Raw genomic sequence first — 26,897 nt, 5'->3', positions numbered from 1 at the left:
GAAATCTCTGTTTAAACCCAAAGTTGATATGATGTTATTTTAACATTGAGATGTAAACAAGGGTCTCATTAGGCAAAAACCAATGATAAACAAGAAGTAAGCATGCTGCATACATGGAGTTAAGGTGGACATGAGCTGGACTTGATGCCAACATTATAAGGATAAGATAGTATAAGAAACGGGGAGATCAGTTAACAGATACCTGGCATCGTCGCAGTTTACTGTTTCTATGATCTCAGTCTTCGAAAAGCCTCTGGATTAGATGCGATCAGGATTAAACCATAGAAATGGAACCGGGATCAACCGGAATCAAAGGCCGGCCACGGCCAGGCCAAAAAAACAGGAAACCTGCAAATAATTCCATTGAAAAGGTCCTGGCCCATGCATCAACATGGGCCAGGACTTTAAAATCAAGAGAAATGCAGCTTTTACAAATACAACGGGTTTCAGATCATGCCATTGCCGTGAGGCAGCACCTTCGGGATGACCTGTATGATCCTGATCTGCTCTTGTACCACACTCCCATCCGATCTGAAAATGTCGTAACAGACATGAGGGCTATTGTGTGCAGTACCCTCTGATTGCAATAGGGTCCAGCTATCTTCCTTCAGTATCCGGCGCACTTTCAGACCGGAGACGTCTGTTGAGGCGGTTACAAGGTCTTTCTCCCGCATCGCATCCCAATGCTCAACGATCAGCCCCTGTTCCAGGCGGAAAAGATCAATAACCAGTATTGCCTTTTCCATCAACGTTATGTTCAGTAGCAGGGCCACAAAATCGCCTTCAGCGATGGCACAAACCACAGGAGCAACCTGTCCTTCGGAAGGTGGCAACTGCTTTAACTGTTCCAGCGCTTCCTGTAATCCCGCCTTACCATCCCGTAGCATGGCACTATGCTGGATATACCGGTCGCTGATATAAGTATCGATCAGAGACAGGTCCCGGCCACCGATCATACGGCGGTATATTTCGAGTACAATCTCCTTGTTGGATCGTATTGACATAACTTTTGATTTTTTGATAGAAATACATGCTGCCAAGCGTAAAGGGTTGTCAGACATTGGTTAGCAACTGTAATAAAATAAAGAATCAGGGACATGACATTCCCCAGCCAGTAATGGCTAATGTATAGTAACACTCCTGCAAACAAAAGGCAGGCTGAATAGCTGTGTTACTATCCGGCAACAGGGATTTTGGCAATCCCATTCAGATATGTGAAAGTAATTACGATGCTGTAAATATAATGATTTACGCTAAAGGGTAGGACTACCTCAAAGTATCCCTTTCAGCCGGAGGTGCTGCAATAGCATGATTGTCTTGGCATCCCTGATCCCGCCGTCATCTATCAAAGACAAGGCCTTTTCAAAGGGAAGTTCGAGTACTTCTATCTCCTCCTGTTCATGTTCGACACCTCCACCTTCATGCACTTTCATGCTGGGTGCATACTCCGCGATGAAAAAATAGAGGATCTCAGTAACTGAACCGGGCGACATATAAGCCTCGAAGATCTTGCGGACATGAGATACCTTATAACCTGTTTCTTCTTCCACTTCCCGGCGGATGCAGTCCTCGGGACTATCCTTATCCAGCAGTCCGGCGCAGGCCTCGATCAGCATGCCGGTGGGATTACCATTGACAAAGGAAGGCAGACGGAACTGACGTGTGAGAATAACAGATCTCTGTTCCGCATTGTACAGCAGGACCACAGCGCCGTTCCCACGGTCATAGGCTTCGCGGGACTGGGTTTGCCAGTTGCCGTTCTTTAGTTTGAAATCGTAGGTAAACTTGCGAAGTATATACCAGTTATCTGACAGGATCTCTTCCTTCTGAATTTTTATTTCGGGTAACATAAATGTGCTTTAATAAAGGTAAGTCCCAAATATACCTCAAAAGACCTTACATGCCGTTGCCATATACCGGTTTAATACCAGCAGTTTTAATCTTTTCAAGCACCTTCTCTCCTACTGCACGCCCTTGCGCTACACCGTTATCGATCGCATCCCGGTAATGGATACCGCCGTATAAACGGGAAATGGCCGCTTCCTGTGACGCTGCCAGGAAAGAAGTGAATTTACGGGTAGGGATCTCAAACATTTCTTCTGAATTATCATCATAAGAAAAATTATCACCCAGCATATAAGTCAATACAACAGCTGCTGCTGTAGATACCACACTATGCCCGCTTGTATATTCAGGGAACGGAGGCGTTTGTAACAATGGCTTCCACTTCACATCCATATAACGATTGATATACGTTTCAGGGCGAATACGGTTGCTAAGATACTTTGCATCCCAGCAACTGATAAATGCATCCATCATGACAACTGCTGTCACTGAGTGCAGCATAACAGTCTTATCGAAATCCAGCTGTGCTTTGCGGGCGGCAATGCCGGCAATATTCATCCAGTGGCCACCTGGAGTGATCTTCTTAAAACCAATGGCCATATGCCCGTAAGTGCTCACCGCAAAAGGATTACAGTCCCAGAAAGATGCGATGACACGTTGTTCCATATCAAGATTTACACCGGCATCGTACACTTCTTTGTTCAGTGTATAAAAGGCACTGGTTGAATCTTTGCTAAATGGTACAGGCGGCAATGGTACAAACTGGTTACAGGAATCGATCACCATCGGCCGGATCGTTTTCCAATGTGGTTCTACTGCTTCAATGTAAGCAGGCGGCGTAGGATACCAGTAACTTTCTCCTTTTACCGGTGTATAACGCACCAGCGTACTGAGTTTCCCGTAGCCGTCCGGACGTGACCATTGCACTATCTGTTTGGCGACATCTACCGCAACAGCAACTGAATTGCGGATAATACTATCCGGCACTTTATCTTTTTTAAATAACAACAATAACTTCTCTTCGTCCTTCTCCAGCATAAACCCTGACGGTAACATCTGTTTACCTGTTTCGAGGATGCTATATGCAGCGGCTACACGATAGTCATACATGTGACCATTATCGTGTACAGTAATCTCCGGAAATGACTTAATAAATGTTGCAGCGGCGGGAATATTTTTGTTATGCGCAGCTACAATACTATAAGCCGACATTGTTGCATAGCTGTAAAATCTACAGGCGGCAGGCGGGTTCACCACATCATGCATCATGACCATAGAAAGTGAAAACACCGCGGGTTGTATATAATCTGTAAAATTTGTTTTATGTTGTTGTGTATATCCAAGCTGACATACAAAAAGCAAGATGATCGTCATTCGTTTCATAAGTTAGTTTACTTTAAACAGGGTGATCCCTTTGTTATTTACACCTATCATTACATAAGGCTTCTCACCGATATTCATGATCGCTGCCGATTTCACATCTCCTTTTACACAAATGCCCGATGCGGGTTGAGACACATAGGTGAAGTTCCCTTTGCCGTCCCCTTTTAGCAGAATGCCATACCCGGCGTCAAAACTGCCCAGCTTAAGACGGTTATCGCACTGATTGCCTAATAGCAGGAGGTCCATCTTTCCATCCTTATCATAATCTGCCGGAAGGATCTTTGATACTACCGAGAACTGCGCCTCTATGGGTAATTCTGCCGGCACGAACTTTCCATTGCGGTATAACAGGCAACGCGTTCTTGTTTCTGTTGCTGTTAATTTTCCCGCACGGCTCAATTCCTCGGGAGAAAAAATGTCCTTCATCGTTGCATTGGAATAATTACGGTAGGAAGAGAATTTGCGGCGCATCGGATAGATCTGCTCATTCAGTTCATCGCGGCTTACGAAGGGATAACTTACGCCTTCGATATAAAAGTTCAGAAACGGGTCTATGGAACCATTTTTATCAAAATCCGAGAAGTATAGCTCCGCGGGTTGTTTTACAGAAGTATGTATCTGGGTATTCTGTCCGAGGTTTCCTGCGATAATATCTTCATGACCGTCACCATCTACATCTGCCATGGCCATTCCGAACCAAAATCCTGTTTCCGGCTGATCAAAATATTTCTCAGTTACCTCTTCAAACTTTTGCTGCTTATTGGCGAAGATCATGATAGGCATAAACTCACCACAAAGCACCAGGTCTTTCCTGCCATCTTTGTCGATGTCTGTCCACCGGGCATCCGTTATCATGCCTGCTTCAGTAAAGGGAGCGTCTGCCATTTTAAACTGACCTTTGCCATCGTTCACCAACAAATAGGAAGTTGGAGGCATAGGATATTTACCGGGTATGACACGGCCTCCTACAAACAGATCAATATCTCCATCGTTATCAAAATCGCATGGCCGTACGCAGGATTTACTACTGGCACTTACATCGGGCAAAGCACCCTTTAAAAGCGTGAAACGCCCCTTTCCGTCATTCAGGTACAGTTCATCCTGTAAAGCGGCTGTATTGGGCTCAAAAAGGCCATATCCGCCCTTCGCGACGTAGAGGTCAGGATCACCATCGCCATCAGCGTCAAAAAAGGCGGCAGCGGCAACCTGTGAAGGCATGTCACTACCCGGGACCACTTTTGTACCCATTTCAAAGCCACCACCTCGTTTCTGAAAGTAGATCCTTCCCGGTTGTTCATTATCACCGCCCATATAGAGGTCGTCCAGGCCGTCCTTATTCACATCAGCTTTTTCAAACACAGGACCAGTCCTGGAATACATGAACATCATCAGTAACTGCCGTTTAAAATCATTGCCTGAGGCATCGGTGTGCTTATAGGCAAAGAGGCTATCCACATTAGTGAAATATTTCGCTGTGGATGGCATTGTGGCGGCTACAGGAGTTTCATCGGGAGCATAAGAGATTGTCAGTAATTGATTGGCAGCAACGTCCCTGAGATGTTGTGCTTTATTGTCAGGCCAGATGATACAAACGGAGTCTGCCCGCGTATCATCACCCAGGCCGAATAACAACTGGGTGGATACGGCGGACAGATATCCCCTGTTTGGATTGACCTCCTGATATTGTTGCATGCCTTTGCTGTAGACATATACTTTCGCACCTACAGCGGCCGTATTTTTATCCTTTCCTTTTAATTTAACAGCCAGGTATGGTTTCTTGTTGTATTCACGGCTCATATTCTGGTACACAGCTGCTGCGTCATTGATCTTACTTATTACCAGATCGAGGTCGCCGTCATTATCGAGGTCAGCGTAGACTGCACCACTTGAAATGCCGCCGGCGTCCAGTCCCCATTCGCTCCGCATATTGGAGAATGTAAGGTCTTTATTATTTCTGAAGATGTAATTCTGTAATGATGTAGAAGGCATAGCAGAAACCAGGTCCATCAGCAGAACAGGTTCCCTGTCAATTGCTTTTTTTACTTTATAGTCGCCCCAATAACGGAGGAAGTCTTTATTAGTGTAATCACGCAGGTAACCATTGGTAACAAAAATATCTTTATAACCGTCGTTATCCAGATCGGCGATGAGCGGGCACCAGCTCCAGTCTGTATTGGAAACACCGGCCAGTTGTCCGATCTCACTGAAGGTACCATCGCCATTATTCAGCTGCAGCATGTTACGCATGTATTGCTTATAGAGGTCTTGTGAGATGATCAGTTCAAAGTTCTCATAGTTCTCCTGCAGCTGTAACAGCTTCTGTCGCTGATTATCTTCCGGCAGCATATCGAGGGTCATTACATCGGGCAGGGCGTCGTTATTAAAGTCGGCGATATCAACTCCCATAGAGAACTGGGACAGATGTCCGAAGCAATTGGTAGCGTCTTCTGCGAAAGTGCCGTCATGTTTGTTGATGTATAGATAATCGCGTTCGTTGTAATCGTTGGTAACATACAGGTCCTGCCAGCCATCTTTGTTGATATCGGCTACTGCCACACCCAATCCGAAGGTGAGCGGGCTATGGAAAATTCCCGCCTGTTTTGTTATTTCCGTGAAATGATTTCCGTCGTTCCTGAACAACTTATTGCCGGCATAGGGATCTGTTTCATTGCGGAAGCGCATAAACTCCATGTTATCGATCTTAATAACATTGTGATTCAGGAGGAACATATCAAGGTCTCCATCATTATCAAAATCAAAGAAAACGGCTGCTGTGCTGTATCCGGGATCATCAAGTCCGTACTCTTTTGCTTTCTCTTCAAACTTCAAATTACCCTGATTGATGAATAACTGGTTGCGGCGGAGATCTTCAGCTTTTTTACCAGAGTAGCAAACATAGATATCAAGCAGGCCGTCACCATTCACGTCTGCCATTGTCACGCCTGTTTTCCAGCCGTCCTTCTTTCCTTCCAGTACAATGCCGGCATCTCTTGTAATATCGGCAAACCGCATATTGCCTTTGTTGAGATAGAGTTTATTAGGAGTCATGTTTGCGGTAAAGAACAGATCCTGCAGGCCGTCGTTGTCAATATCGCCCACGGCTACACCGCCACCATTGTAAAAATATTCATAGGCAAGTACGTTCAGTTTTTCAGTTTCATTCAATGAATTAATGAACTTAATGCCGGTCGCTTTAGGCGCTAACAGTTGAAATAAGGTCTGCTGGGCAACTACATGTGAAGTTGCAAAAGTTAACAACAGAAAAAAAGCAGGGATACTAAATCTTTTCATAAGGCAATAATTCATTGGAGCCCCTCTTAGAATAAAAGCTAATGCGACCACTGAGGGCCGCATTAGCATGACTTAAACAACTATGTTATTGTGCGTCCCACCATACCCTTCCGGTATAGTTATCATTTCCTCCCAGGCGGCCGACCGCATCCTGATAGTTAACAGGATTGGTAGATCCTTCTGTTGAGTGGTAGGCAATTCTCCGTGGTATTGTACCTCCGGTGAAATTACCCTGATAAACAACCGGTGTCAGCACAGGATAACCTGATCTTCTCCAGTTCACCCAGGCTTCAATGAAGTTGAACTGTAAGCCATTGGTAGCCCAGTACTGTTCATTGATCTGCTTCAGGGAAGCAGCCTGAGAACTTTCATTGAGCGGGTGTGAGGCAGCATATGCATCCGCAACACCTGCACTGATGGCAGCGGAAGCGCTGAAAGCAGACAGTGCCTGCAATGCTCCGGAAACTGCGTTTCTATAGTGAGCCGCAGCAGTACCTGGTATAGTCCAGCCACGTGCTGATGCTTCTGCAAGCAACAGTTCTGTTTCACCGTAGGTCAATACGAAATGTGGCGCACTACGGCCGAGGTAAACGGCGGTAGTAGGACGGGAATATCTTCCTAAAAGATAGACGTCGCCAGCTGCACCTGTACTACCGGGGTAGTCCGGTCTTTTGGTTATATCAGTAGCACCACCTGCCAGATCGTAACCATTAGGCATACCGACCTGCACGTTAGGGTCCCTGTTTCCAGCCAGCGAGCTATTGGTACCTGCTGTAAGACCGGCAGGAGGTACTTCGGCAGCAACACCGAGACGGGGGTCATTATTAGCTTTCAGATAATCTATCAGTGGTTTTGACCATTTTACTTCCCTGTAGTCTTCTGTCACCAACAATGCACCGCTGGTACCGTTACCATTACCTGTGGAGTTGTCGGTAATACAGATCGCATTATCTGCATTCCCCTGGAAGGTACCACCGGCTGCTGCCTTTTCAGCATATTCACGCGCCATAGTTGGATTAGCTTTTACGATGCGCATGGCAGAGCGCAGCATAAGTGAGTTGCCGAACCTCTTCCATTTATCGATATTCCCACCGTAGAAAAGATCTGCAGTAGGCTTATCTCCAGCAGCATCCAAAGCATTGACGGCCGCTTCCAGTTCCTGCAGCATGGAAGTATAAATTTCCTCCTGTGTGTCATACTTCGGTGTGAAATTGCCCTGTTTACCTGACAATGCTTCTGAATATGGCACATCGCCGTAAGCATCTGTTACGTGCTGCATGGCCAGTATTTTCATTATCACGCCGATATTGGCCAGATTAGTCAACTGTTTCTCATTAGCCAGGGTTGTCATTTCTGCTGCAAGGCTGGCTGCCCTGTAGTCATCAATCCATAGCTGGTTCTGATAACCGATGATACCGGAAGATGCGACATACTTGTCACCATTACTGTAGTAGTTGTACGTGGAGGCCAGCAGCTGTGACCACATACTTTCGAACAACAATTGTGCATAACCGGTATTAGCGTATTGGAACTGCGATTTAGAAAGCAGCAGATTAGCATTGTATCTCGCAGCATCCACGGAAATAGGGTCAGTATCAACTGCATCAAAATCATGCGTACAACTTGATGAGAACAGTGTAAGCCCCAGCGTTATATATAGCAAACCTTTTTTCATGTTCATTATTTTTTAAATTTGACATTCACGTTAACGCCGTAGGTACGGGCACTTGGTAAGCTTGTACCTTCAATACCTGCATAGTTAATGAGCGAAGAAAATCCGGCTTCAGGATCTACGTTATCAGAATTCCGCATGAGGGTAAGCAGGTTACGAGCTACGAGGGAAATACCGATAGACTCGAAAGGAAGTCTGCTGCCGAGTATCCTGCTGGTCAGCGTATAACCGAATGTCACCTGGCGCAGTTTAATAAAATCAGCATCCAGAATACTATTCTTTGAGATCTTATTCGCGTATGCCTGATAATAGGACTGTGCGTCTACATTGATGGTATTTTTCAATCCAGTGCTTTCAATAATACCATCTACAACTATACCGCCTTCCCTGCCTTCCAGCGTTGATTTATCAAGGCCGCGGAATACTGCATAGTCTTTCGTTGCAGACAGGAGTTTGGCGCCGAACTTACCGTCAATCAGGAAGGACAGGTTGAAGCCTGCGAAAGAGAAGTCGTTGTTAAGACCGCCGAAGAACTTAGGCAATACCTGACCCATTGGCCTGAGCACGCCATCATTAATTGGCAGGCCGGAGTTGTCCAGCAGGACCTCACCTTTATCATTACGTTTGAAGTCGTACGCCAGAATCTGCGGACCAGCCATTCCTTTCACCAGGGCGGTGTTTGCATTCAATGGACGGTAGGTACCCAGGGTCAGCACGGTGCTGGAACTTTTATCTCCATAAATATCGAGGATCTTATTCTTGATCCAGGTACCGTTCACTGAGGCGTTCCAGGTAAATTTGGAACTGGAAACGATCGTACCGTTTATCTGAGCTTCAACGCCTGTATTCTGAGTGGAACCGGTTCCGAAATAGGCCCTTTCATAACCGGTGGCCGGAGAGATGGTACCCTGAATGATCTCATTCTTTGTTTTACGGTGGAAATAAGCCAGGTCAACACCTAACCTGTTATTGAAGAATTTCAGTTCCAGGCCGGCTTCCACTTCTTTCAGTGTGAATGGTTTCAGGAACAGATTAGGCAATAAGGTTGGAAATTCTCCCGTGCTGATACCGCCAATTGTACTACCTACACTATAGTACTGTCTGGTAGCATATGCTTCAGTAGGCTCACCGCTCGCCTTTGCAAAGGATGCGCGTACCTTACCATAGTTCATTTTATTGATGTGCACCAGATCAGTGAATATAAAGCTACCGGATACTGATGGTACGAAGATACCCCTGTTGCCATCAGGCAGTGTGGAGTAAACGTCATAACGGCCGGTGGTTGACAAGTTCAGGTAGCCTTTGTAAGATAAGTCCACGTTGTAGTAGGCAGACTGTGATTCTCTCATTTCGTAGTCATAGTTCCTGCTAAAGTTGGTTACGTTGTTGAAGGCATATACGTAAGGCAACACAAACTGGTTACCGGCTACGCCTACCATTTCCCAGCTCCTTTTACGCAGGTTACCACCAACAGCCATATCCAGGGAGAGGTCCTGCACTATGTTCTTTTTGAAGCCGATCAAACCATCCACGTTCAGTTCAGAGGTCTGTTCGTTACGCAGATCGATATCACCACTCACTAAAGTACCATTAGGCAAGGTACTGGTGGAATAAGAAGTACCCCATGGGGTTACTTTGAATTTCCGGTCATTGATGTTATCGTAACCGAGACGTACCTGTCCGTATAAGAAGTCAAACAGATCATAACGTGCGGTCAGTGCAGATATCCAGCGTCTCCTGTCGATATTATTGACGAACTGGTTTACAGCAAACCAGGGGTTGGTTACGAAGTTATCGTCTGTCCAAACTATTTCACGGCCGTTGTTGTCAGGGTTGTAACCTGGTTTCAGGATATCTTCATCGATATTTGTAGCCAGGAAGATACCGTTGTTCGCATTCAGCGGACCATCACTCAGGAAAGGGCGGTTTTTAGACTTGTCATCAATATAGTTTACGACTGCGCTTACTTTCAGCTTGCTGGTTATATTCTGGTCAACATTCACGTTGAAAGTCTTACGGTTCAAACCACTGTTCCTTAAAATGGACTTGTTATCCAAAGTGGAGGCGGATACACGGAAAGACCCTTTTTCACCACCGCTGGATATAGCCACTGTATTAGTAAAGCTTGGTCCGGTCCTGTAGAAACGGCTAAGATTATCTTCTACCGGAGAATATGCATATGAGTTACCATCAAACTGAGGGGTCATTGAACCATCCAGTCTGGCGCCCCAGCTCAAACGGGTGCTGGCTAATGCATCGGTAGCATTGACAGGTTTTGCACCATGTTGTCCCTGACCATATTCGTACTGGAATTCTGTAAAGTCAATTGCTTTATCCAGTGAGTAGTTCATGTTATATTCCACCTGCATGGTCCCTTTCTTACCACTTTTGGTAGTAATGAGGATCACACCATTGGTGGCACGGGTACCGTACAACGCAGAAGCAGAAGCCCCTTTCAGTACTGTCATGCTTTCAATATCGTCGGGGTTGATATTGGCGATACCATCACCATTATCGGCACCGCCCCATTCATTGGCAGCACCTCTTTGTGAGTTATCCATCGGCACACCGTTGATCACATACAGCGGGCTGCTGGCGCCAAAGCTGGCCATACCTCTTAAGAGTACACGTGCAGAAGAACCAGGGCCACCGTTAGTACCACTTACGCTCAAACCAGCCACACGGCCGCCTAGAGAATATGCTACGTTGGTTTCACGCGCCTGTGTCAATGCACCTCCGTCAACTTTAGTAACTGAATACCCCAGCTTTTTGGATTCTTTTGATATACCCAATGCTGTTACCGTTACCTCACCTAACTGGGAAGAAGATTCTTCCATGATGATATCAACGGATGACTGACCAGCTGCGACTTTCACGCCTTGTGATGTATAGCCTATCAGTGAAGTTTCCAGTGTAATTTCTCCCTGTGGTGCATTTTTCAGGGTAAACGCACCATCAGCACCAGTAATTGCAAAGATGTTCTTCCCCTGCACTTTGATGCTTACGGAACCCAGAGGGCCTCCGCTTTTTGAATCTTTGACAGTTCCCTGTACCTGCCTTGTTTGAGCAAATGCCACTGTTGGGAGTAGCATCGCAACAACCAGCAAACGTAGTAGATGATGTCTCATTATCGATTTAGTTTTTGGTTAGAGAATAGACAAGTGCCTGACACTTGTGGACATAGTGGGTCTGGTCGCCATGCGACAGTGTTTCCTTTCATTGTTCGTTCCTGTTATATTTGGTTGTTGTTAGAAAATACTTTCCCCTTTATGCTATGTTCATAGCATTGTTAAGCTTCTAGCAATTAGCGATTTGATTACAGTTGATGTTTTCCCCCTTTAAGCTATTCACCGTGCAGTAACAGGAACTTGCTTCCCGTTACATGCACGCATACGAATTACGATCAGTAAATAGCTGATTGAGATTCAAAGTGATTTGAGGTGAATAATAATTGTTCATTGTTCTACTTTCCACTTTAGCAATCTTGATTGACTCTAGTAGTAGTTATATAAATTCTGGCTTGAAAGAAAATTTGATCAATAGCAGCTGTTCAATAGTCTATCTCCCAAAAGTTGTCTTCCTCATACGAGTAATACAATTCACTGTTACTGTTTGTTCCGAAATTTCTACAAATGACAAGTTTCTCTACATGGATGGCGGCATTTCCGCCAGCTTTTTCATAACTGTTGTTGGCTGACTCTCTCGTTAGTCCTCGCTCTCTTGTTTATTCTTTCTTGACTCTTTTTCTTGTTTATTCTTTCTTCGTTACACTGAATGTACTCAATTTTAACATTTTGTACAATAGTAATTACGTTGTACATAATTATGACCAAATACCGGCTAAAACAAATACTATTTTAGCAACTACTGATCGTTTGTAAACCGTTTTAGCATAATTATAACACTGTATTTCGCCAATATGTTCACCTGATAGTATTTTATCTTTCCCCATAATGTGATTTTGCCTGTGACTAACTACCAATAAAAAAGTGACTGCCATATGGCAGTCACTTTCAATATACGTTTACGTATAATCTACTTCAGCTTATCTTTTTTCACTCCTTCTTTGGTGATCTTCACAGGAACGATCAAGCCATTTTCGTCGAAGTGCATTTCATCAATACATACGACCCTGTTATTGGCTGCTTTTTCAGTAAGCGGGCGTCTGTGATAAACAATATACCACCGGTCAGTACCTGGTACATTGATCACGGAGTGGTGCCCTGCGCTGGTGGCTACGGCAGTATCCTGCTGCAGGATCTTGCCTATACGCTTGAAGGGGCCTACCGGGGAGTCGGCAATGGCATAGGCTACGGAATATTCCGGACCGCCCCATCCTCCTTCTGACCACATAAAGTAATATTTACCATTATGGATGAACATAAATGGTCCTTCTACATAACCGGCTGGCGTAATTTCCTTGAATGTATTGCCGTCCTCAAATGGGGTAAACCCTTTGAAATCGGCGGTCAGCTTTGCGATATTACAATGGCGCCATCCACCATATATTATATAGTACTGCCCATCTTTGTCATGAAAAACGAACTGGTCTATAGGCTGTGCTTTATTATGGAATTTATCGATCAGTGGTTTTCCCAGATAATCTTTATAGGGGCCTCCCGGTTTGTCAGCCACGGCAACACCTATACCTCCCTCTTCCTTATCACTCTGAATATCATTAGCTGCGAAGAAAAAGTAATATTTGCCATCTTTCTGAACGACAGCGGGCGCCCACATTGCCTTTTTGGCCCATTTTACTGCGGCCGTATCTAAGATATGGGGATGTTTGGACCATTTTACCAGGTCGCGTGAGGAGATGGCATCAAAAAATACCTGTTTCTCATATTTATCAGAATAAGTAGGGTACACCCAATATTCTTTTCCCCAAATAACAGCTTCAGGATCGGCATACCACCCCTGCATAATAGGATTACCAGATCTTTTCTGCGCCATTGCGGGCAGGGTCAGCGCTGTTCCCAGTAGTAAAAATGTCAAGACCTTTCTCATAATTGAATTTCCAGTTTAGGGCACAATATAATAATTGAGTAGTAGAGATCTATGAGGAGCTGGCCCGATTTCATTTTTTGTTCCTACTTTTACGGCAGCATTCAAACGATAGGAAATTGTCAAATTCATCCTTACCAGAGGAGCGGGAATTATTACGGCAGATAGCCAGGGGTGACGAGTCTGCATACACACTTGTATTTAACCATTACAGCAAACAGGTGTTCAATGTGGCCATGCTTTATCTGAAAGACACAATACCAGCACGGGAAGTCGTGCAGGAAGTCTTTCTGAAAATCTGGCTAAAGAGGGAAGTTATGCCCGGAGTGGAAGATCTGAGGGGCTATCTTTTCATCCTGACCCGTAATCATATATATGACAGCTTTAAAAAACAGGCAAACCAGGTAAAGGCCCTGGATCATTTCTTCCTCCAGCAGCCAGACGCCGTTAACGACACCGACCACCGTCTCCAGAACCACCAATATGACCACCTGCTGGATAAAGTGGTATCCAGCCTTCCCCCAGAACGTAAAAAGGTCTATATAGCCCGGAAAGAGGGCATGAGCAATGAAGAGATCTCCGTTCGCATGAACATCTCCATTCATACTGTCAAGAAACAAATGCAACTGGCCATGCAAACGGTCAGAAGTTTTGTGAAACAGCAACTGCATATCTAAAATACTCCCCTAACTCACTGATTACCACCTCGAAAAAAAATTTCATTCCCCATTACTCCTTTCCTTTTCCCCGGTCGTCTTTATATCTATCAACCAGTGCCAAACTATTCGTCTATGACAATACCTGAAATTAAGCGATTACTTGATAAGTATAAGCGGAACGAGATCAGTGATGAGGAATATCTCCAACTGATGCAGGAAGTCGCCGACGACGCCCATACATCTGCTATCAAAGCCCATATAATGGAAACATTATATGGCAAAGTACCTGATATGGGACTTTCAACCGATGAAGCAGCTGCTATGCTGTCCGGTATTTTTCAGGCAGGTACTGCAGACGCCCGTCGTTTAAGGGTAGCAAGACGCAGAAGGTTGGTATATAGTTCTTTGGCAGCTGCGGTAATCGGAGGAATGATCGTTACCGGCGTGTATGTATCTCAACCAGGCAAAAAAGCAGCCCCGGTAGCGGCAATACACGCAAAAGCGTTGTTGCCCGGGTCCGACAAGGCGATGCTTACCCTGGCGGATGGAACGGTCATACCACTGGACAGCGCCAATAACGGGGCGCTGGCAAAGCAGGGCAATACGCAGATCACGAACAGGAATGGGGCGCTTAGCTATAATTCAGGAGGGCAGAGCAGTGAGGTAATGTATAATACGGTAGCTACACCTCATGGTGGTCAATATCAACTGACCCTGGCAGATGGCAGCCGCGTATGGCTGAATGCCGCCAGCAGTATCCGGTTTCCCACAGCCTTTACCGGCAGGGGGCGGGAAGTAGAGATCACCGGGGAGGCCTACTTCGAGGTTGCGCAGCAGGCTGATATGCCTTTCCGGGTGAAAGTGCATAACGTAGAGGTGAATGTTCTGGGAACCAGTTTTAATATCATGGCCTACCAGGACGAACAGTTCATCAAGACCACCCTGGTGGATGGCGCAGTGCAGTTGAAACATGGCAACAATGCCAGTGTATTAAAACCAGGGCTACAGGCCAGCCTTTCTGCCAAAGACAATCACTTTGAGATCGGCCAGGCAGACATGGAACAGACACTGGCCTGGAAAGAAGGCAAGTTTAGATTCAGGAATACGAATATCCGGACCATTATGCGACAGCTGTCGCGCTGGTATGACATCGAAGTGAGCTACCAGGGAGATATGTCCGATATAGACCTGACGGGTGTAATATCCCGGAGAGAAGAAGCCGGTAAATTATTAAAAGCACTGGAAGCTACTCAAAGGGTACAATTTGCGGTGAACGGGAACAATGTGACCGTAAAGCCCTGGGAACAACAGTAAGGCCCAATCAACAGCGGGGACTACATTATGTAAAAACTAAATTTTTTCCAGTTATGACCACGTAGAAAATAACGTATCGTCAACTTTAGGTAGAAAACCGGATTCCGACTGCCATCGGAACCCGGCATAGATGGCTACCAATTTCCTTAACGTTTGAAAATCGATTATTAAGCCAAGAACACAAAAGTATGGAACTACGCGAGACATGCAAGGCCTATCCGAGGGATGGCTTCTTGCACAGTAAATTATTGTTAGTTATGAAATTAACTGCCATTTTAACACTGGTGTTCTCTCTGAATCTGAGCGCCAGGTCTTATTCCCAAACAGTCACGATCACAGGTAAGCACCTGGCCCTTTATGACATCTTCAACAGCATCAGCAAGCAAACCGGTTATGAGTTTGTATACGATGAGAAGCTGCTTCAGGGTACAGGCGCCATAGATATCAATCTGAAATCAGCCAGTTTGTCTGATGTACTGGACAAATGCCTCAAAGACAAACCACTCTCCTACTCTATCATGGACAAAATCATCGTGATCCGTCCCAGGGCAGTGAAAAAAGAGACCGCCGCCGCAATACAACCTGCGGCTGCCGTTGAAGGTACTGTGGTTGATGGTACGGGCCAGCCCCTGGCTAACGTGGCCGTTCAGGTAAAAGGTACCACCCGTGGGGCTTTGACCGATGACAAGGGACACTTCTCCCTTCAGGCTGAAAGCACCGATGTACTGGTATTCAACTACGTTGGTTTCGAGAAAAAAGAAATCCCCGTAGGCAGCCAGACCAACATCCAGGTTGTACTCGTAGAATCTAACAAACAACTGAACACCGTTGTTGTAACGGCCCTGGGTATTAAGAGATCCGAAAAATCCATCACCTATGCTACCCAGCAGGTGAGTGGCGTGGAGCTCACCAAAGCTAAAGATCCGAACCTGATCAATACCCTGAACGGTAAAGTGGCCGGTCTGAACATCTCTCCCAGTTCTTCCGGTGTGGGTGGATCTGCGAAAGTAGTACTGCGTGGTAACAAATCCGGTCTGGGAAGCAACCAGGCGCTGTATGTAATAGATGGTGTGCCCATGAACAACTCACTGACCAATCAGCCGAACAGCTCATTTGGCGGTAGTGCAGCTTACGACGGTGGCGACCCTATTTCTAACCTGAACCCGGACGATATTGAAAGCATTTCCGTATTGAAAGGTGCTTCTGCTGCTGCCCTTTATGGTAGCCAGGGTGCTAACGGTGTGATCCTGATCACCACCAAGAGTGGTAAAGCGGGCCGCACAGTGATCAACTTCTCCTCTGGTCTGACCCTCAGTAACGTGGCTTACAAACCAGAGTTCCAGAATAATTACGGCCAGACAAATGCTACCAATACACAAAGCTGGGGTAGCAAGATATCCGGTGCGCAGGACAACCTGTCCTCTTTCTTCCAGACAGGTCAGAACCTGACCAACTCTATCAGCCTGGCAGGTGGGTCTGATAAGATGCAGACATATTTCTCTTATGCCAATACTGCTGCAAAAGGTATCGAGCCTAAGAACAAACTGTCACGTAATAACATCACCTTTAAGGAAACCGGACATTTCCTGAACGATAAACTGACTGCTGAAGCTGATGTTAACTACATCAATCAGACTATCGACAATACACCTTTAAGCGGTTTCTATTTCAATCCACTGACAGGTCTGTACCTTTTCCCACGCGGAAAAGATCTGCAACAGTATAAGAACAACTTTGAAGTATTTGACCCTACCAGGCGCCTGATGACACAGAACTGGCCTTTCAATGAGGACGTACAGCAGAATCCATGGTGGATCATCAACCGTGATCAGAACTCCCTGGAGCGTAACCGTTTACTGATGAACGCCAGTCTGAAATACGAAGTGAACAAATGGCTGAACATCACTGCACGCGGAAGCATGGACAGGATCAATGATGTGTATGAGCAGAAAATACATGCAGGTACCGTATCTGTTCTCTCTCCTGCCAACGGTGTGTACGTTTATAGCAATACCACTACCAATCAACAATATGGCGACCTGTTAGCCAACTTCAATATACCTGTAAGCGATAAGATCCGCATCACCGGTGTATTGGGTGGAAGTATCAGGGATGTTGTGACCAAAGGTGAGAAATTCAATTCCGGACAGGACGGTCTGAACATTCCGAACGTATTCGTGATCCAGAACTTCAAGACCCTTAATCCTATCAACAGTGGTACCCTGCAGGAAAACCACAGCCAGGTACAATCTGTTTTCGGTAGCGCCAACATCTCCTACAAGGACTGGGCATTCCTGGACCTGACCGCACGTAACGACTGGGCATCTAATCTTGCGTTTACGCCATCCGGTTCTTATTTCTATCCTTCCGTAGGTTTGAACGTGATACTGAGCCAGGTAGCGAAACTGCCTGATTTCATCAGCTTCGCTAAAGTACGCGGGTCCTTTGCACAGGTGGGTAATTCTCCGCTGGCTTACCAGTCAAATCCGGCTGTATATACTTTCAGTGCAGGCGGTGGCTTTAGCCCGAATACGACTGCTCCTTTCACTGATCTGAAACCGGAAAAGACCAACTCAATTGAGTTTGGTACAGAGTGGCATTTCTTTGACAACAGGCTGAGTGCAGATATCACTTATTACAAGACGAACACAAAGAATCAGACTTTACAGATCAGGGCTCCGCAGGGATCTTTCTATGACAACTTCTTCATCAATGCAGGTAACATACAGAACCAGGGTGTTGAAGCAGTTGTACGCTATGATGTGCTGCGCGATGAAAGCAAACTGAAATGGAACACAGGTCTGAACTTCTCTACCAACAAGAATAAGATCATCGAATTATCTCCAAATGCTCCCGAGTTCACACTGAGCGGTGCTTCCGGCTCCAACTACGTGTCTAAGTTCCAGGTAGGCGGTTCCTTCGGAGACATTTATGGTATTGAGCTGAAACGCGATGCACAGGGCCGTATCATGATCGATGATAACGGTAATCCTATCAAGAGCTCTGACTTCACCTTCTTAGGCAATTCCAATACAAGATGGCAGTTAGGCTGGAACAACAATCTGCAGTACAAAGATTTCAACCTGTCTTTCCTGATCGATGGCAAATTTGGTGGTAAAGTAATGTCTGTTACACAGGCGATGCTGGACCAATATGGCGTATCGAAAGTAAGCGGCGATGCACGTGATGCAGGTGGAGTACAGGTAAACGGTGTTAACCCTGAGGGTAATGCTGTTTCCACTGTAGATGCACAGAAATGGTATTCTTCCATCGGCGGTCGTGAAGCAGCTTCCGGAGAATACATGTACAGCGCAACTACTGTACGTTTACGTGAGGTGGCACTGGGATATACCATTCCTGTAAAAGGAACCAGCTTTTTCAGAGCGCTGAAATTATCGCTGACAGGACGTAACCTGGTGTATTTCTCCAAGAAAGCGCCATTCGATCCTGAGTTGACCTTGTCGACCGCTAACGGCCTGTCAGGTGTGGATATTTTCATGCCACCTGCTACCCGTAGCTATGGTTTATCATTAAATGCTACTTTCTAATCATTGTTGCCATTAAACTGAAGAAAAAATGAAACGATACAATATAAAAGGCATGTTGGCGATTGCGGCAGCAATGTTGCTGGGAGCTAGTGCCTGTACAAAGAATTTTGACGCGTATAACGACGATAATACTGGTATCAAACCAGGTGAACTACAGGGAGATTTTAACGACATCGGTGCTTTCCTTACAAGAGCACAACGTTCTATTATCAACTTCGCGGATGGTGGAGATCCAAACTCTTACCAGTTACAACAAAATCTGAATGCTGATTGCTACTCAGGTTATTTTATGTCTCCGAATCCATTCAATGGCGGACAGAATAACCTTTCCTACTCGCTGGTAACCGGCTGGAATGGCGAGCCTTTCAAAGTTGGATATCTGAATATCATGGCTTCAATAAACAGGCTGCGTGCAAGCGGTGTGGATACAGCTTACCCTTCAGTATGGGCAGTAGCCCAGGTGCTGCAGGTAGCAGGCATGAGCCGTGTTACAGATATCTATGGACCTATTCCTTACAGCAAGGTAGGTACAAGTAAAAGTGCTATTCCGTACGATAGCCAGGAAGATGTTTACAAACGTTTCTTCCTTGAACTGGACAGTGCTTCTACTAATCTGCGTGCATGGGTTGGCGGTACTGCCAAAAAACTGCCTTTCGCCTTTAACAGGTTTGACCTGGTATATGACGGAGACTCCTCTAAATGGCTCCAATTTGCTAATAGCCTCCGCTTACGCCTGGCTATGCATATTGTGAAGGTAGCACCGGAACTGGCGCAGCAACAGGCTGAAAAAGCCCTTGCTCCTGCAAATGGCGGTGTGATCACCAACAATGCGGGTAACATGAACGTAAAGATCCTGGGTGCAGGTTTCAGCAACCCACTGGTATTTATCGCACAGAACTGGGGAGATATCCGTATTGGCGCATCTATCCAGTCTTATATGAGCGGTTATAACGATCCGCGCATTAGTAAGTATTTCGACAAATCATCCGACACTACATTCCCTTCCCAATACAAAGGGATCCGTATCGGCTCTGTTGGTGGTAATGTTTCAAAGGGAGATTATATCGGATATTCTAATCTGAATTTAAGCGGCCCTTCACCATCTTTCTCTGTTACTACTCCGGTACAGGTAATGACTGCTGCGGAGGTATACTTCCTGAGAGCAGAAGCAGCACTACGTAACTGGGCAAATGCAGGTGGCGATGCACACACGTTATATGAACAGGGTATCACTACATCTATGGCGCAATGGGGTGTAGCTCCAGGCGCTTATGTTACTGATAACACCCTTACACCTGCTGGCTATACAGATCCAAAGAACAGTGCAAATAATGCAGCTGCTCCATCTGGCATCACCATCAAATGGGATGATGCGGCAACTACCGACGTAAAAATGGAACGTCTCATTACGCAGAAATGGATCGCTATGTTCCCTGAAGGACAGGAAGCATGGACAGAGTTCCGTCGTACCGGTTATCCTAAACTGTTCCCTGTAGTGAACAATTTCAGCGGTGGTATCATCAACACAGCTACACAGATCCGTCGTTTACCGTTCCCGATAAACGAGTATAACACCAACAGCGGAGAAGTGGCGAAGGCTATCACCTTACTGAACGGTCCCGATAATGGTGCTACGAGATTATGGTGGGATGTGCAATAGTAATTTGTGAATGTTGAATTATATAAACGGGAACCAACAGTTGTGGATTAAGAATAACTGAATGGACTAAAGAGTGAAGAATAGAAGCCGTCTTGATTAATTTCAAGGCGGTTTCTTTTTTAGGGATATATGAAAAATGCCTCCCGGGGGAGGCATTTCCATTTCTAAAACCTAGTTCTTATTCTACGATTAATGTAGCAATAGAGTGCGGCAAACTAACTGCGGGAGCAGCTTCACCTTTGATCCACAATTTGTAAGGGATCTCTTTTGACGACATATTCAGTACCACAACTGCCAGCTTACCATCTTTGTTGACGAAAGCTGTAGTTTGCAGATCTGTTCTGTTAGAAGATGCGATCACACGTTTTGCTCCCGGACGGATGAATTTAGAAAAATGTCCGAGATAATAATAAGCATTCGTGTAGATCAATTCGCCTGTCTTTGTATCTGCATGAACAGGTGCAAAGCAGAAGTTGCCTACGTGATTGGGACCGCCATTTTCATCCAACAGGATGTTCCAGTCCGTCCAGGCTACGGTACCGCTATTGAAATCGTTCACCATAGAGTGACCATAACGTTCGCCGAGGAACCATTCATCGATACGTTCACGTTTGAAAGACTCAACACATCCTTCAGTAAAGATCAGGTTCTTATCAGGGAAAGTCTCTGCAACACGGCGTACGTTATCAAACATCATTGTGCTGCCTGTCCAGGTTTCATACCAGTGAAAACCGATACCCCATACATATTTTGCAGCGGCAGGATCTTCCAGGATGGTACTTGCGCGCTGATATACCTGGTCACGATTGTGATCCCATGCGATCAGCTTTTTAGACGCCATCCCCTGTTTCTGTAAGGTTGGTCCCAGGTAACGTTTGATGAAATCCCTCTCTTCTTCAGCTGTATAGTTGCAGGATTCCCATCTCTGTTTCGCCATAGGCTCATTCTGTACGGAAAGCCCCCATACAGGGATACCCAATGACTCATACGTTTTAATGAACTTCACATAGAAGTTAGCCCATGACTGGTAATACTTTGGTAACAGTTTACCGCCATGTAGCACGTCGTTGTTGTCCTTCATCCAGGCCGGAGGGCTCCAGGGGCTTACATACAGTGGTAATTTACCGCCTGCAGCCGTGATAGCTGCTTTAATAAACGGAATGCGGTATTGCTGGTCATGCTCTACACTGAATGTTCTCAGCAGGCTGTCATTATCCTTCACATAACTGTAAGTATCACTGGAGAAATCACAACTCTGTATATTAGTTCTGGCAAGTGTATATCCGATACCATCCACCGGATCATAATAGGCTTTCATTAATTCTGCTTTTTTCTGATTAGGCAGTTTAGCCCATGTTTCAGCAGAAGCATCTGTCAATGCACCCCCGATCCCCAAAAGCGTCTGAAAACGCCTGGTTGGATCTACGAAGATGCATACCTCTGTTTCGAACGGTTGCTTCATCGGGGCAAAAGACAAGGTGCCTGTTTCAGAAATGCGCAGCTTAGTATTTTCTGCAGTAGTATAAACAGTTACGCCTTTACGTGTTGTGGAATCTTTTCGGTTATTAAGGGCTTCGCTCTTCGCGTAACCGGTGTAAGTCACCAGTAACAGCCCGATCAATGCGAACTTTTTCATTTATAATTATGATGTTAGAATTTACCAGATATATGTAGCTACTGCACCACTGTTCAGGGTACTGGTCACTACCTTTCCTTTGTATTGGATATCGAATGTCTGTGTTGTTGCACCATTGTTCACTACGATCAACACTTTCTTGCCATCAGGGGTTTTGAAAGCTACATTGTCCAACTGACTTGTAATATTAGAAGAGATCCTTACTGCACCGGGACGTACAAATTTAGATGCGTGACCGATGATGTAATATGCAACGTTACGAATAACTCCGGAACCAATTGTTAATGCACCCAGGCAGGTGGTACAACCGCCTTCAGTGTGCGGACCGTAATTAGGATCGGAAGCCAGGTTCCATTCCAGTACGTTGCGGCTCCAGTTACGCGTAGCACCGATAATGAGCGTGCCGACATGCCATTTCAGGTCATTTCCGAAGTTACCAGGACCGCCCACCCATTGCTCGGTAAAGTAGATGTTCTTTTCAGGAAACGCATCATGCAATTCTGTCAATGCAGTGATGTTACCACCATACAAATGGAAAGCAGAACCATCCACATAAGGATAAGCATCTTTATCTTTCAGGATAGCCGCAGGGTATTCCGGTTTGTCCGCATTGTGATCGTATACAATGATTTTCGTTGTAAGTCCGGCAGCCTTGAAAGCAGGCCCCAGGTGGTTCTTTACGAAATCGGCCTGTTCATTGGCCTGCATCACCATACTGGGATTGTTACCGCCGTGCAATGGCTCATTCTGAGGTGTAATAGCATCGATGGTAATACCTTCGGCTTTCATTGCCTGGATATATTTCACAAAGTATTTAGCATAAGCTGCATAGTATTCAGGCTTCAGACTACCGCCTTTAGAGGCATTGTTTGTCTTCATCCAGGAAGGTGCTGACCACGGAGAACCAAGTATCTTGATATTGGGCGCCAGCGCCACTACTTTCTTCAGAATAGGTAACAGATCCTTCTTTTCCATTGCGATGCTGAACTTCGCCATATCGACATCTGTTTCACCTGCGGGCAGATCATTGTATGTAAAAGGAGCTACACTCAGGTCAGAAGCGCCGATACTTACACGCAGATAGCTAACACCGATATGTGTGCTGTCTGTCAGAAAAAGCTCTTTTAATAATGCGTCCTGCACATCGGCTGAGAGTGAGTTGATCAGCATCGCACTACCGTCTGTGAGGCAATAACCGAAACCATCTATGGACTGATAAGTCTGTGCATCATCCACCTTAATAGTAGGATTTGCATTGACGGCATCTTTAAAGAGCAGGCTAACCTTTTGTTTTTGCAAGAGTACGGTCTTATCTCCCTTAGTCAGCCACATATTTACATCGGTCGTATCGACCATAGGCGGGTCAACCGGAGGATCGGGTAGTTCTCCTCCCTTATTATCCTTACAACCGGCAAAAGCGATCATACCTGTCATTAACAAAGTCGTCAGGCTGATCCATGTTTTATTGCAGCATCTCATTTGTCAATCATTTTATAAACTCTTACGTAATCCACATCCATTGCAACCGGATAGATGGACTCATCCATTCCCTGTGCGCCACCCCAATCGCCACCAACGGCGATATTCAACAGCAGATGAAACTTTTTATCGAAGGGCCACACAGTATATCCCTTACCTTCATTTTTGAACTCAAAAACAAACTGATCGTCGATATATCCACGCAGTGCATAGGGAGTCCAGTCCATTCTATACACATGATATTCTGTGCTGGCATTCTGTATTTTCCTCTTACTTGTTTTCTGTGTATTTATTTTGAAGTAATAGGCCTCGGTGTGTGCGCTGATGTGTACGACATCCTGATCGTATCCTACATGTTCCATAATATCGATCTCTCCTGATTTAGGCCAGTCTCCATACGCCCAGTCAGTAGGCAACATCCAAATTGCGGGCCAGGTACCCTTACCTGCAGGCAGTTTAGCTTTGATCTCAAAGCGGCCGTACAGGAAGTCGCCTTTACCTCTTGTTACAAGTCGTGCAGAAGTATAGTTACGATTTTCCTTCACTTCTTTTTTTGCAGTGATGGTCAGCTTGCCGTTGGCTACTGAGGCGTTGTCGATACTGTTAGTATAATATTGCAGCTCGTTATTTCCCCATCCGCCACCGCCGATGTCGTATCCCCACTTCGTATTATCGGGCAGGCCGTTATAGTCAAACTCATCTGCCCATACAGGGGTTGCTTCGAAAGCCCATTGCTTATCTACCGGCCCCTGAGGAGGTACCGGACCAGGACCACTTGCACTATCACCTTTTCCTGAACAGGAAACAATATGGATACCCAACAGAATAAAAGGGAGGTATTTTAATGTTTTCATACGTGGTATTTTGTAAATACAAAATTAGGAACTGAAGATCGGGAATTAAGCGCATATACACCTTACTTCCGATCCTCAGTTCCTAATTCACAATTGATTTTTATATTTCTTCCTGGAACTTCACATCGTCAATACTGATACCTCCTGCACCCAGTGTTCCCGTGTCGGCGCTACCTGCTTTGATCATCAGGTATACTTTGCCGGAAGTATTGAACTTCATGATCCCTTTTTTACCAACACCGGTACCATCGCAACCGAAGAAAGCAATATCCTGGTCCTTGAAAGGGACCTTACCACAACCGGTCCATGTATTCAGCGAATTGAATTTGGTGCCGGTATAATCACTGCCCTGTACGGGAGCGGTAGTACCGAAGACCACTTCAAACCAGGAATCAGTAGCACCGTCGCCACTTACCAGGCCGCTAAGTACATAAAATTTTCCTGCTGTAACGTTTACTTCCTGATAGATGGCGCCATTAGAAGCACCGGTATTGCTGAAGTTCAGCTTGCCATTCTCAAATTTGATATCTGTCTGTGTGCCTCCTGTGTTCAACACTGTCCAAAACTGCTCGCTACCGGCCTCCATATTACCTCCTTTGAGGATGTCCTGTGTCCGGGCATTCTGAGCAATAGAGATCTTTTTAACGGCAGTGTCGTACCCACCACTGGTAAATACGGTAAACTTAAGCAGATATTCACCTGCTGCGAAATAGGCCAATGTATCCTTTTCACGTTTTGACAGGTTCCCGTTGTCGTCTTTCCATTCGAATAGGAAACCTCCCGGAGTGGTGTTCGCAACAACAATCTTATTAGGATTACCTGCCAGCGGTTCAGCGGTGAAACTGGCTGTCGGCAAAGGTCCCAACTCTTTATCAGACGATTCCGGCGTACAGGCGGAAACAGCTCCGGCCAGCAAAGCAGCCATTGCTATAGTACGTGTATGTTTTATATATTGAAAGCTCATGTGTACTGTTTGTTAGATCTTAATTTTTGTGAACCTGCTTATTTCCACTCAGGATTCTGCTCAAGCTTTGTGTTTTCCAGTTCCAGTAATGGGATAGGCAGTACTTCATGTTTACCTGCTTTGAAGCCTTTAGGGCCAAGCACAGTTGCTGCCCTGCCGGTACGTACGAGGTCGAACCAACGGTGACCTTCACCAGCCAGTTCAAGACGTCTTTCATTGAAGATATTGTCGTCGGTTGCTATTACAGGACTAAGACCTACACGTGCACGTACAGCATTCAACAACTGGTATGCACGGGTGCCGGCGCCACCACCCTGACTTGATTTGATTAATGCTTCAGCTTCCATCAGGTATGTATCTGCCAGACGGATCTCGTACATATTCTGCGGATAGTTCAATTCCGGTGCACCTGGTCCCTGGGTCCTGTCAGTTGTTCTTGCAGCGAATTTGTTCAGAAACCAACCGGTGTCGTCGTGCCCTTTGCTGTAATTAGCGATGTTATTTGTCTTCAGGCTATCCATGTTTAATACTGTCGCCTTATAACGCGGATCGAAATGAATAGCGTCAAACAGACTCTTTGTAATTACAAGAAAGCTCCAGCCGGATGTCAGTTGGGGAGCATCTGGCTTTAAGGAAGTATATCCTCTTGGGCCAACCATAATGTTCAATACATTACCCTCTGTACAACCAACGCAATTCCAGCCACCACCGGACAATGAGCTAAATGCCACTTCAAATACAGATTCGCTGTTAAATTTATTGCTGTTACGAGTCCACAGATCATCATAATTAGCTAACAGATTATAACCATATTTGGCATTTGTCTGACCAGGTGTTGCACCGTTTACTTCTGCAAATTCAGCAGCTGCTTCCGCCCATCGTTCCTGGTACAGATATACTTTGCCCAGTAATGCATGCGCAGCCCCTCTTGTTACGCGGCCACCTTCGGTTGTTATATTTACCTGATCAGGTAGGTTCGTTTCAGCTATTGCGTCTTTTATGTCCTGGATGATCAGGTTGTACACATCAGCTGGTGGAGACTGTACTACATTGTACATATCAGAAGTAGCCACCGGTGTGGTCAGCAGTGGAATATTCCTGAATAAACGCACCAGGTCAAAGTAGTAGAATGCACGCAGAAATTTAGTTTCTGCGACAAAACGTTTCTTCAGGTTTTCATCCATGGGAACTCCTGGCAACTTGGCCAGCATTGTATTTGCACGGAAGATACCGGAATATCCTTTTCTCCATAACTGTTCCTGTGGTCCCTGGTCAGGCGCGAGTGAATATTTCGAAAACACCTGGAACTCGGATACGTCACCTGGTCCGCCACCACCGGCCAGGTGGTCGTCAGAACCAGCATCCATTGCTCCTACCTTGGTTACATAGTTAGTCTGGTAACCTAATACATCATATACAGCTATCAGTCCGTTGAAGGCTTCTGTTGCATCACGATAATAATTGGCTTCCAGGTTTGTACCTATTGGTTTTACTTCAAGGAATTTGTCGCTACAACCGGCAGCCAGGTTTATTCCCATGGCCATGGCTACTATATATGGAATTTGTCTTGTTTTCATCTTGTTATCAG

At 45.6% G+C, this 26,897-nt stretch carries 16 protein-coding genes; 4 read left to right on the top strand and 12 right to left on the bottom strand.

Going from position 1 to position 26,897, the window contains the following annotated elements:
- Positions 1-446 precede the first annotated feature (446 nt).
- From C7475_RS26345 to C7475_RS26315, 7 genes are all read right to left on the bottom strand, one after another.
- Positions 447-1,004, bottom strand: coding sequence for a nuclear transport factor 2 family protein (locus tag C7475_RS26345; RefSeq protein WP_146217653.1), 558 nt, complete (start codon positions 1,002-1,004; stop codon positions 447-449).
- A 267-nt stretch (positions 1,005-1,271) separates the two neighbouring features.
- Positions 1,272-1,850, bottom strand: coding sequence for a GDP-mannose pyrophosphatase NudK (nudK, locus tag C7475_RS26340; RefSeq protein ID WP_110056397.1), 579 nt, complete (start codon positions 1,848-1,850; stop codon positions 1,272-1,274).
- A 46-nt stretch (positions 1,851-1,896) separates the two neighbouring features.
- Entirely contained in the window at positions 1,897-3,228 is a 1,332-nt protein-coding gene (locus tag C7475_RS26335) for a vanadium-dependent haloperoxidase (RefSeq protein WP_110056396.1), read from the bottom strand.
- A gap of 3 nt (positions 3,229-3,231) precedes the next feature.
- Positions 3,232-6,519 (bottom strand): VCBS repeat-containing protein, encoded by a 3,288-nt coding sequence (locus C7475_RS26330; protein WP_233259969.1) that lies wholly within the window; start codon positions 6,517-6,519, stop codon positions 3,232-3,234.
- 85 nt (positions 6,520-6,604) lie between these two features.
- Positions 6,605-8,194, bottom strand: coding sequence for a SusD/RagB family nutrient-binding outer membrane lipoprotein (locus C7475_RS26325; RefSeq protein WP_199236292.1), 1,590 nt, complete (start codon positions 8,192-8,194; stop codon positions 6,605-6,607).
- 5 nt (positions 8,195-8,199) lie between these two features.
- A complete protein-coding gene (locus C7475_RS26320) occupies positions 8,200-11,319 on the bottom strand; it encodes a SusC/RagA family TonB-linked outer membrane protein (RefSeq protein ID WP_110056393.1) in 3,120 nt (1,039 codons plus the stop codon).
- Between the two features lie 907 nt (positions 11,320-12,226).
- Positions 12,227-13,198 (bottom strand): glycoside hydrolase family 43 protein, encoded by a 972-nt coding sequence (locus C7475_RS26315; RefSeq protein WP_110056392.1) that lies wholly within the window; start codon positions 13,196-13,198, stop codon positions 12,227-12,229.
- A gap of 116 nt (positions 13,199-13,314) precedes the next feature.
- Here C7475_RS26315 and C7475_RS26310 point away from each other — a divergent pair, with 116 nt between their 5' ends.
- The 4 genes from C7475_RS26310 to C7475_RS26295 all read left to right on the top strand — a co-directional run bounded on the left by C7475_RS26310 (position 13,315) and on the right by C7475_RS26295 (position 20,376).
- Positions 13,315-13,872 carry an RNA polymerase sigma factor gene (locus tag C7475_RS26310; RefSeq protein WP_158286621.1) on the top strand — a complete coding sequence of 186 codons (558 nt, stop codon included), beginning with the start codon at positions 13,315-13,317 and terminating at the stop codon, positions 13,870-13,872.
- Between the two features lie 114 nt (positions 13,873-13,986).
- Positions 13,987-15,168 carry a FecR family protein gene (locus C7475_RS26305; RefSeq protein ID WP_110056390.1) on the top strand — a complete coding sequence of 394 codons (1,182 nt, stop codon included), beginning with the start codon at positions 13,987-13,989 and terminating at the stop codon, positions 15,166-15,168.
- A 257-nt stretch (positions 15,169-15,425) separates the two neighbouring features.
- Entirely contained in the window at positions 15,426-18,716 is a 3,291-nt protein-coding gene (locus tag C7475_RS26300; RefSeq protein WP_110056389.1) for a SusC/RagA family TonB-linked outer membrane protein, read from the top strand.
- Positions 18,717-18,744: 28 nt separating this feature from the next.
- Complete coding sequence (locus tag C7475_RS26295) at positions 18,745-20,376, top strand: RagB/SusD family nutrient uptake outer membrane protein (protein ID WP_110056388.1); 1,632 nt, start codon at positions 18,745-18,747, stop codon at positions 20,374-20,376.
- A gap of 178 nt (positions 20,377-20,554) precedes the next feature.
- On the opposite strand, the gene C7475_RS26290 is transcribed toward C7475_RS26295, so the two are convergent.
- The 5 genes from C7475_RS26290 to C7475_RS26270 all read right to left on the bottom strand — a co-directional run bounded on the left by C7475_RS26290 (position 20,555) and on the right by C7475_RS26270 (position 26,886).
- Positions 20,555-22,012 carry a glycoside hydrolase family 30 beta sandwich domain-containing protein gene (locus tag C7475_RS26290; RefSeq protein WP_110056387.1) on the bottom strand — a complete coding sequence of 486 codons (1,458 nt, stop codon included), beginning with the start codon at positions 22,010-22,012 and terminating at the stop codon, positions 20,555-20,557.
- Between the two features lie 21 nt (positions 22,013-22,033).
- The gene (locus C7475_RS26285) at positions 22,034-23,491 is read right to left on the bottom strand and encodes a glycoside hydrolase family 30 beta sandwich domain-containing protein (protein WP_199236291.1); all 1,458 of its coding nucleotides are present in this window, start codon (positions 23,489-23,491) and stop codon (positions 22,034-22,036) included.
- Positions 23,488-24,345 carry a family 16 glycosylhydrolase gene (locus C7475_RS26280; protein WP_110056385.1) on the bottom strand — a complete coding sequence of 286 codons (858 nt, stop codon included), beginning with the start codon at positions 24,343-24,345 and terminating at the stop codon, positions 23,488-23,490. The genes C7475_RS26285 and C7475_RS26280 overlap by 4 nt, the downstream gene beginning before the upstream one ends.
- A 100-nt stretch (positions 24,346-24,445) precedes the next feature.
- Complete coding sequence (locus tag C7475_RS26275) at positions 24,446-25,309, bottom strand: hypothetical protein (RefSeq protein ID WP_110056384.1); 864 nt, start codon at positions 25,307-25,309, stop codon at positions 24,446-24,448.
- A 38-nt stretch (positions 25,310-25,347) separates the two neighbouring features.
- Positions 25,348-26,886, bottom strand: coding sequence for a RagB/SusD family nutrient uptake outer membrane protein (locus C7475_RS26270; RefSeq protein WP_110056383.1), 1,539 nt, complete (start codon positions 26,884-26,886; stop codon positions 25,348-25,350).
- Between the last annotated feature and the right edge of the window lie 11 nt (positions 26,887-26,897).

The sequence above is a fragment of the Chitinophaga sp. S165 genome, from assembly GCF_003182155.1.
Classification (GTDB): Bacteria; Bacteroidota; Bacteroidia; order Chitinophagales; family Chitinophagaceae; genus Chitinophaga.
The sequence above is the reverse complement of the archived record's forward strand: the minus strand, read 5'-3'. Positions and strand labels throughout refer to the sequence as shown.

Bases quoted from the DNA above. Each gene is read 5' to 3' on its own strand.
- C7475_RS26345 (WP_146217653.1), bottom strand. From the start codon at position 1,004: ATGTCAATACGATCCAACAAGGAGATTGTACTCGAAATATACCGCCGT.
- nudK (WP_110056397.1), bottom strand. From the start codon at position 1,850: ATGTTACCCGAAATAAAAATTCAGAAGGAAGAGATCCTGTCAGATAAC.
- C7475_RS26335 (WP_110056396.1), bottom strand. From the start codon at position 3,228: ATGAAACGAATGACGATCATCTTGCTTTTTGTATGTCAGCTTGGATAT.
- C7475_RS26330 (WP_233259969.1), bottom strand. From the start codon at position 6,519: ATGAAAAGATTTAGTATCCCTGCTTTTTTTCTGTTGTTAACTTTTGCA.
- C7475_RS26325 (WP_199236292.1), bottom strand. From the start codon at position 8,194: ATGAAAAAAGGTTTGCTATATATAACGCTGGGGCTTACACTGTTCTCA.
- C7475_RS26320 (WP_110056393.1), bottom strand. From the start codon at position 11,319: ATGAGACATCATCTACTACGTTTGCTGGTTGTTGCGATGCTACTCCCA.
- C7475_RS26315 (WP_110056392.1), bottom strand. From the start codon at position 13,198: ATGAGAAAGGTCTTGACATTTTTACTACTGGGAACAGCGCTGACCCTG.
- C7475_RS26305 (WP_110056390.1), top strand. From the start codon at position 13,987: ATGACAATACCTGAAATTAAGCGATTACTTGATAAGTATAAGCGGAAC.
- C7475_RS26300 (WP_110056389.1), top strand. From the start codon at position 15,426: ATGAAATTAACTGCCATTTTAACACTGGTGTTCTCTCTGAATCTGAGC.
- C7475_RS26295 (WP_110056388.1), top strand. From the start codon at position 18,745: ATGAAACGATACAATATAAAAGGCATGTTGGCGATTGCGGCAGCAATG.
- C7475_RS26290 (WP_110056387.1), bottom strand. From the start codon at position 22,012: ATGAAAAAGTTCGCATTGATCGGGCTGTTACTGGTGACTTACACCGGT.
- C7475_RS26285 (WP_199236291.1), bottom strand. From the start codon at position 23,491: ATGAGATGCTGCAATAAAACATGGATCAGCCTGACGACTTTGTTAATG.
- C7475_RS26280 (WP_110056385.1), bottom strand. From the start codon at position 24,345: ATGAAAACATTAAAATACCTCCCTTTTATTCTGTTGGGTATCCATATT.
- C7475_RS26275 (WP_110056384.1), bottom strand. From the start codon at position 25,309: ATGAGCTTTCAATATATAAAACATACACGTACTATAGCAATGGCTGCT.
- C7475_RS26270 (WP_110056383.1), bottom strand. From the start codon at position 26,886: ATGAAAACAAGACAAATTCCATATATAGTAGCCATGGCCATGGGAATA.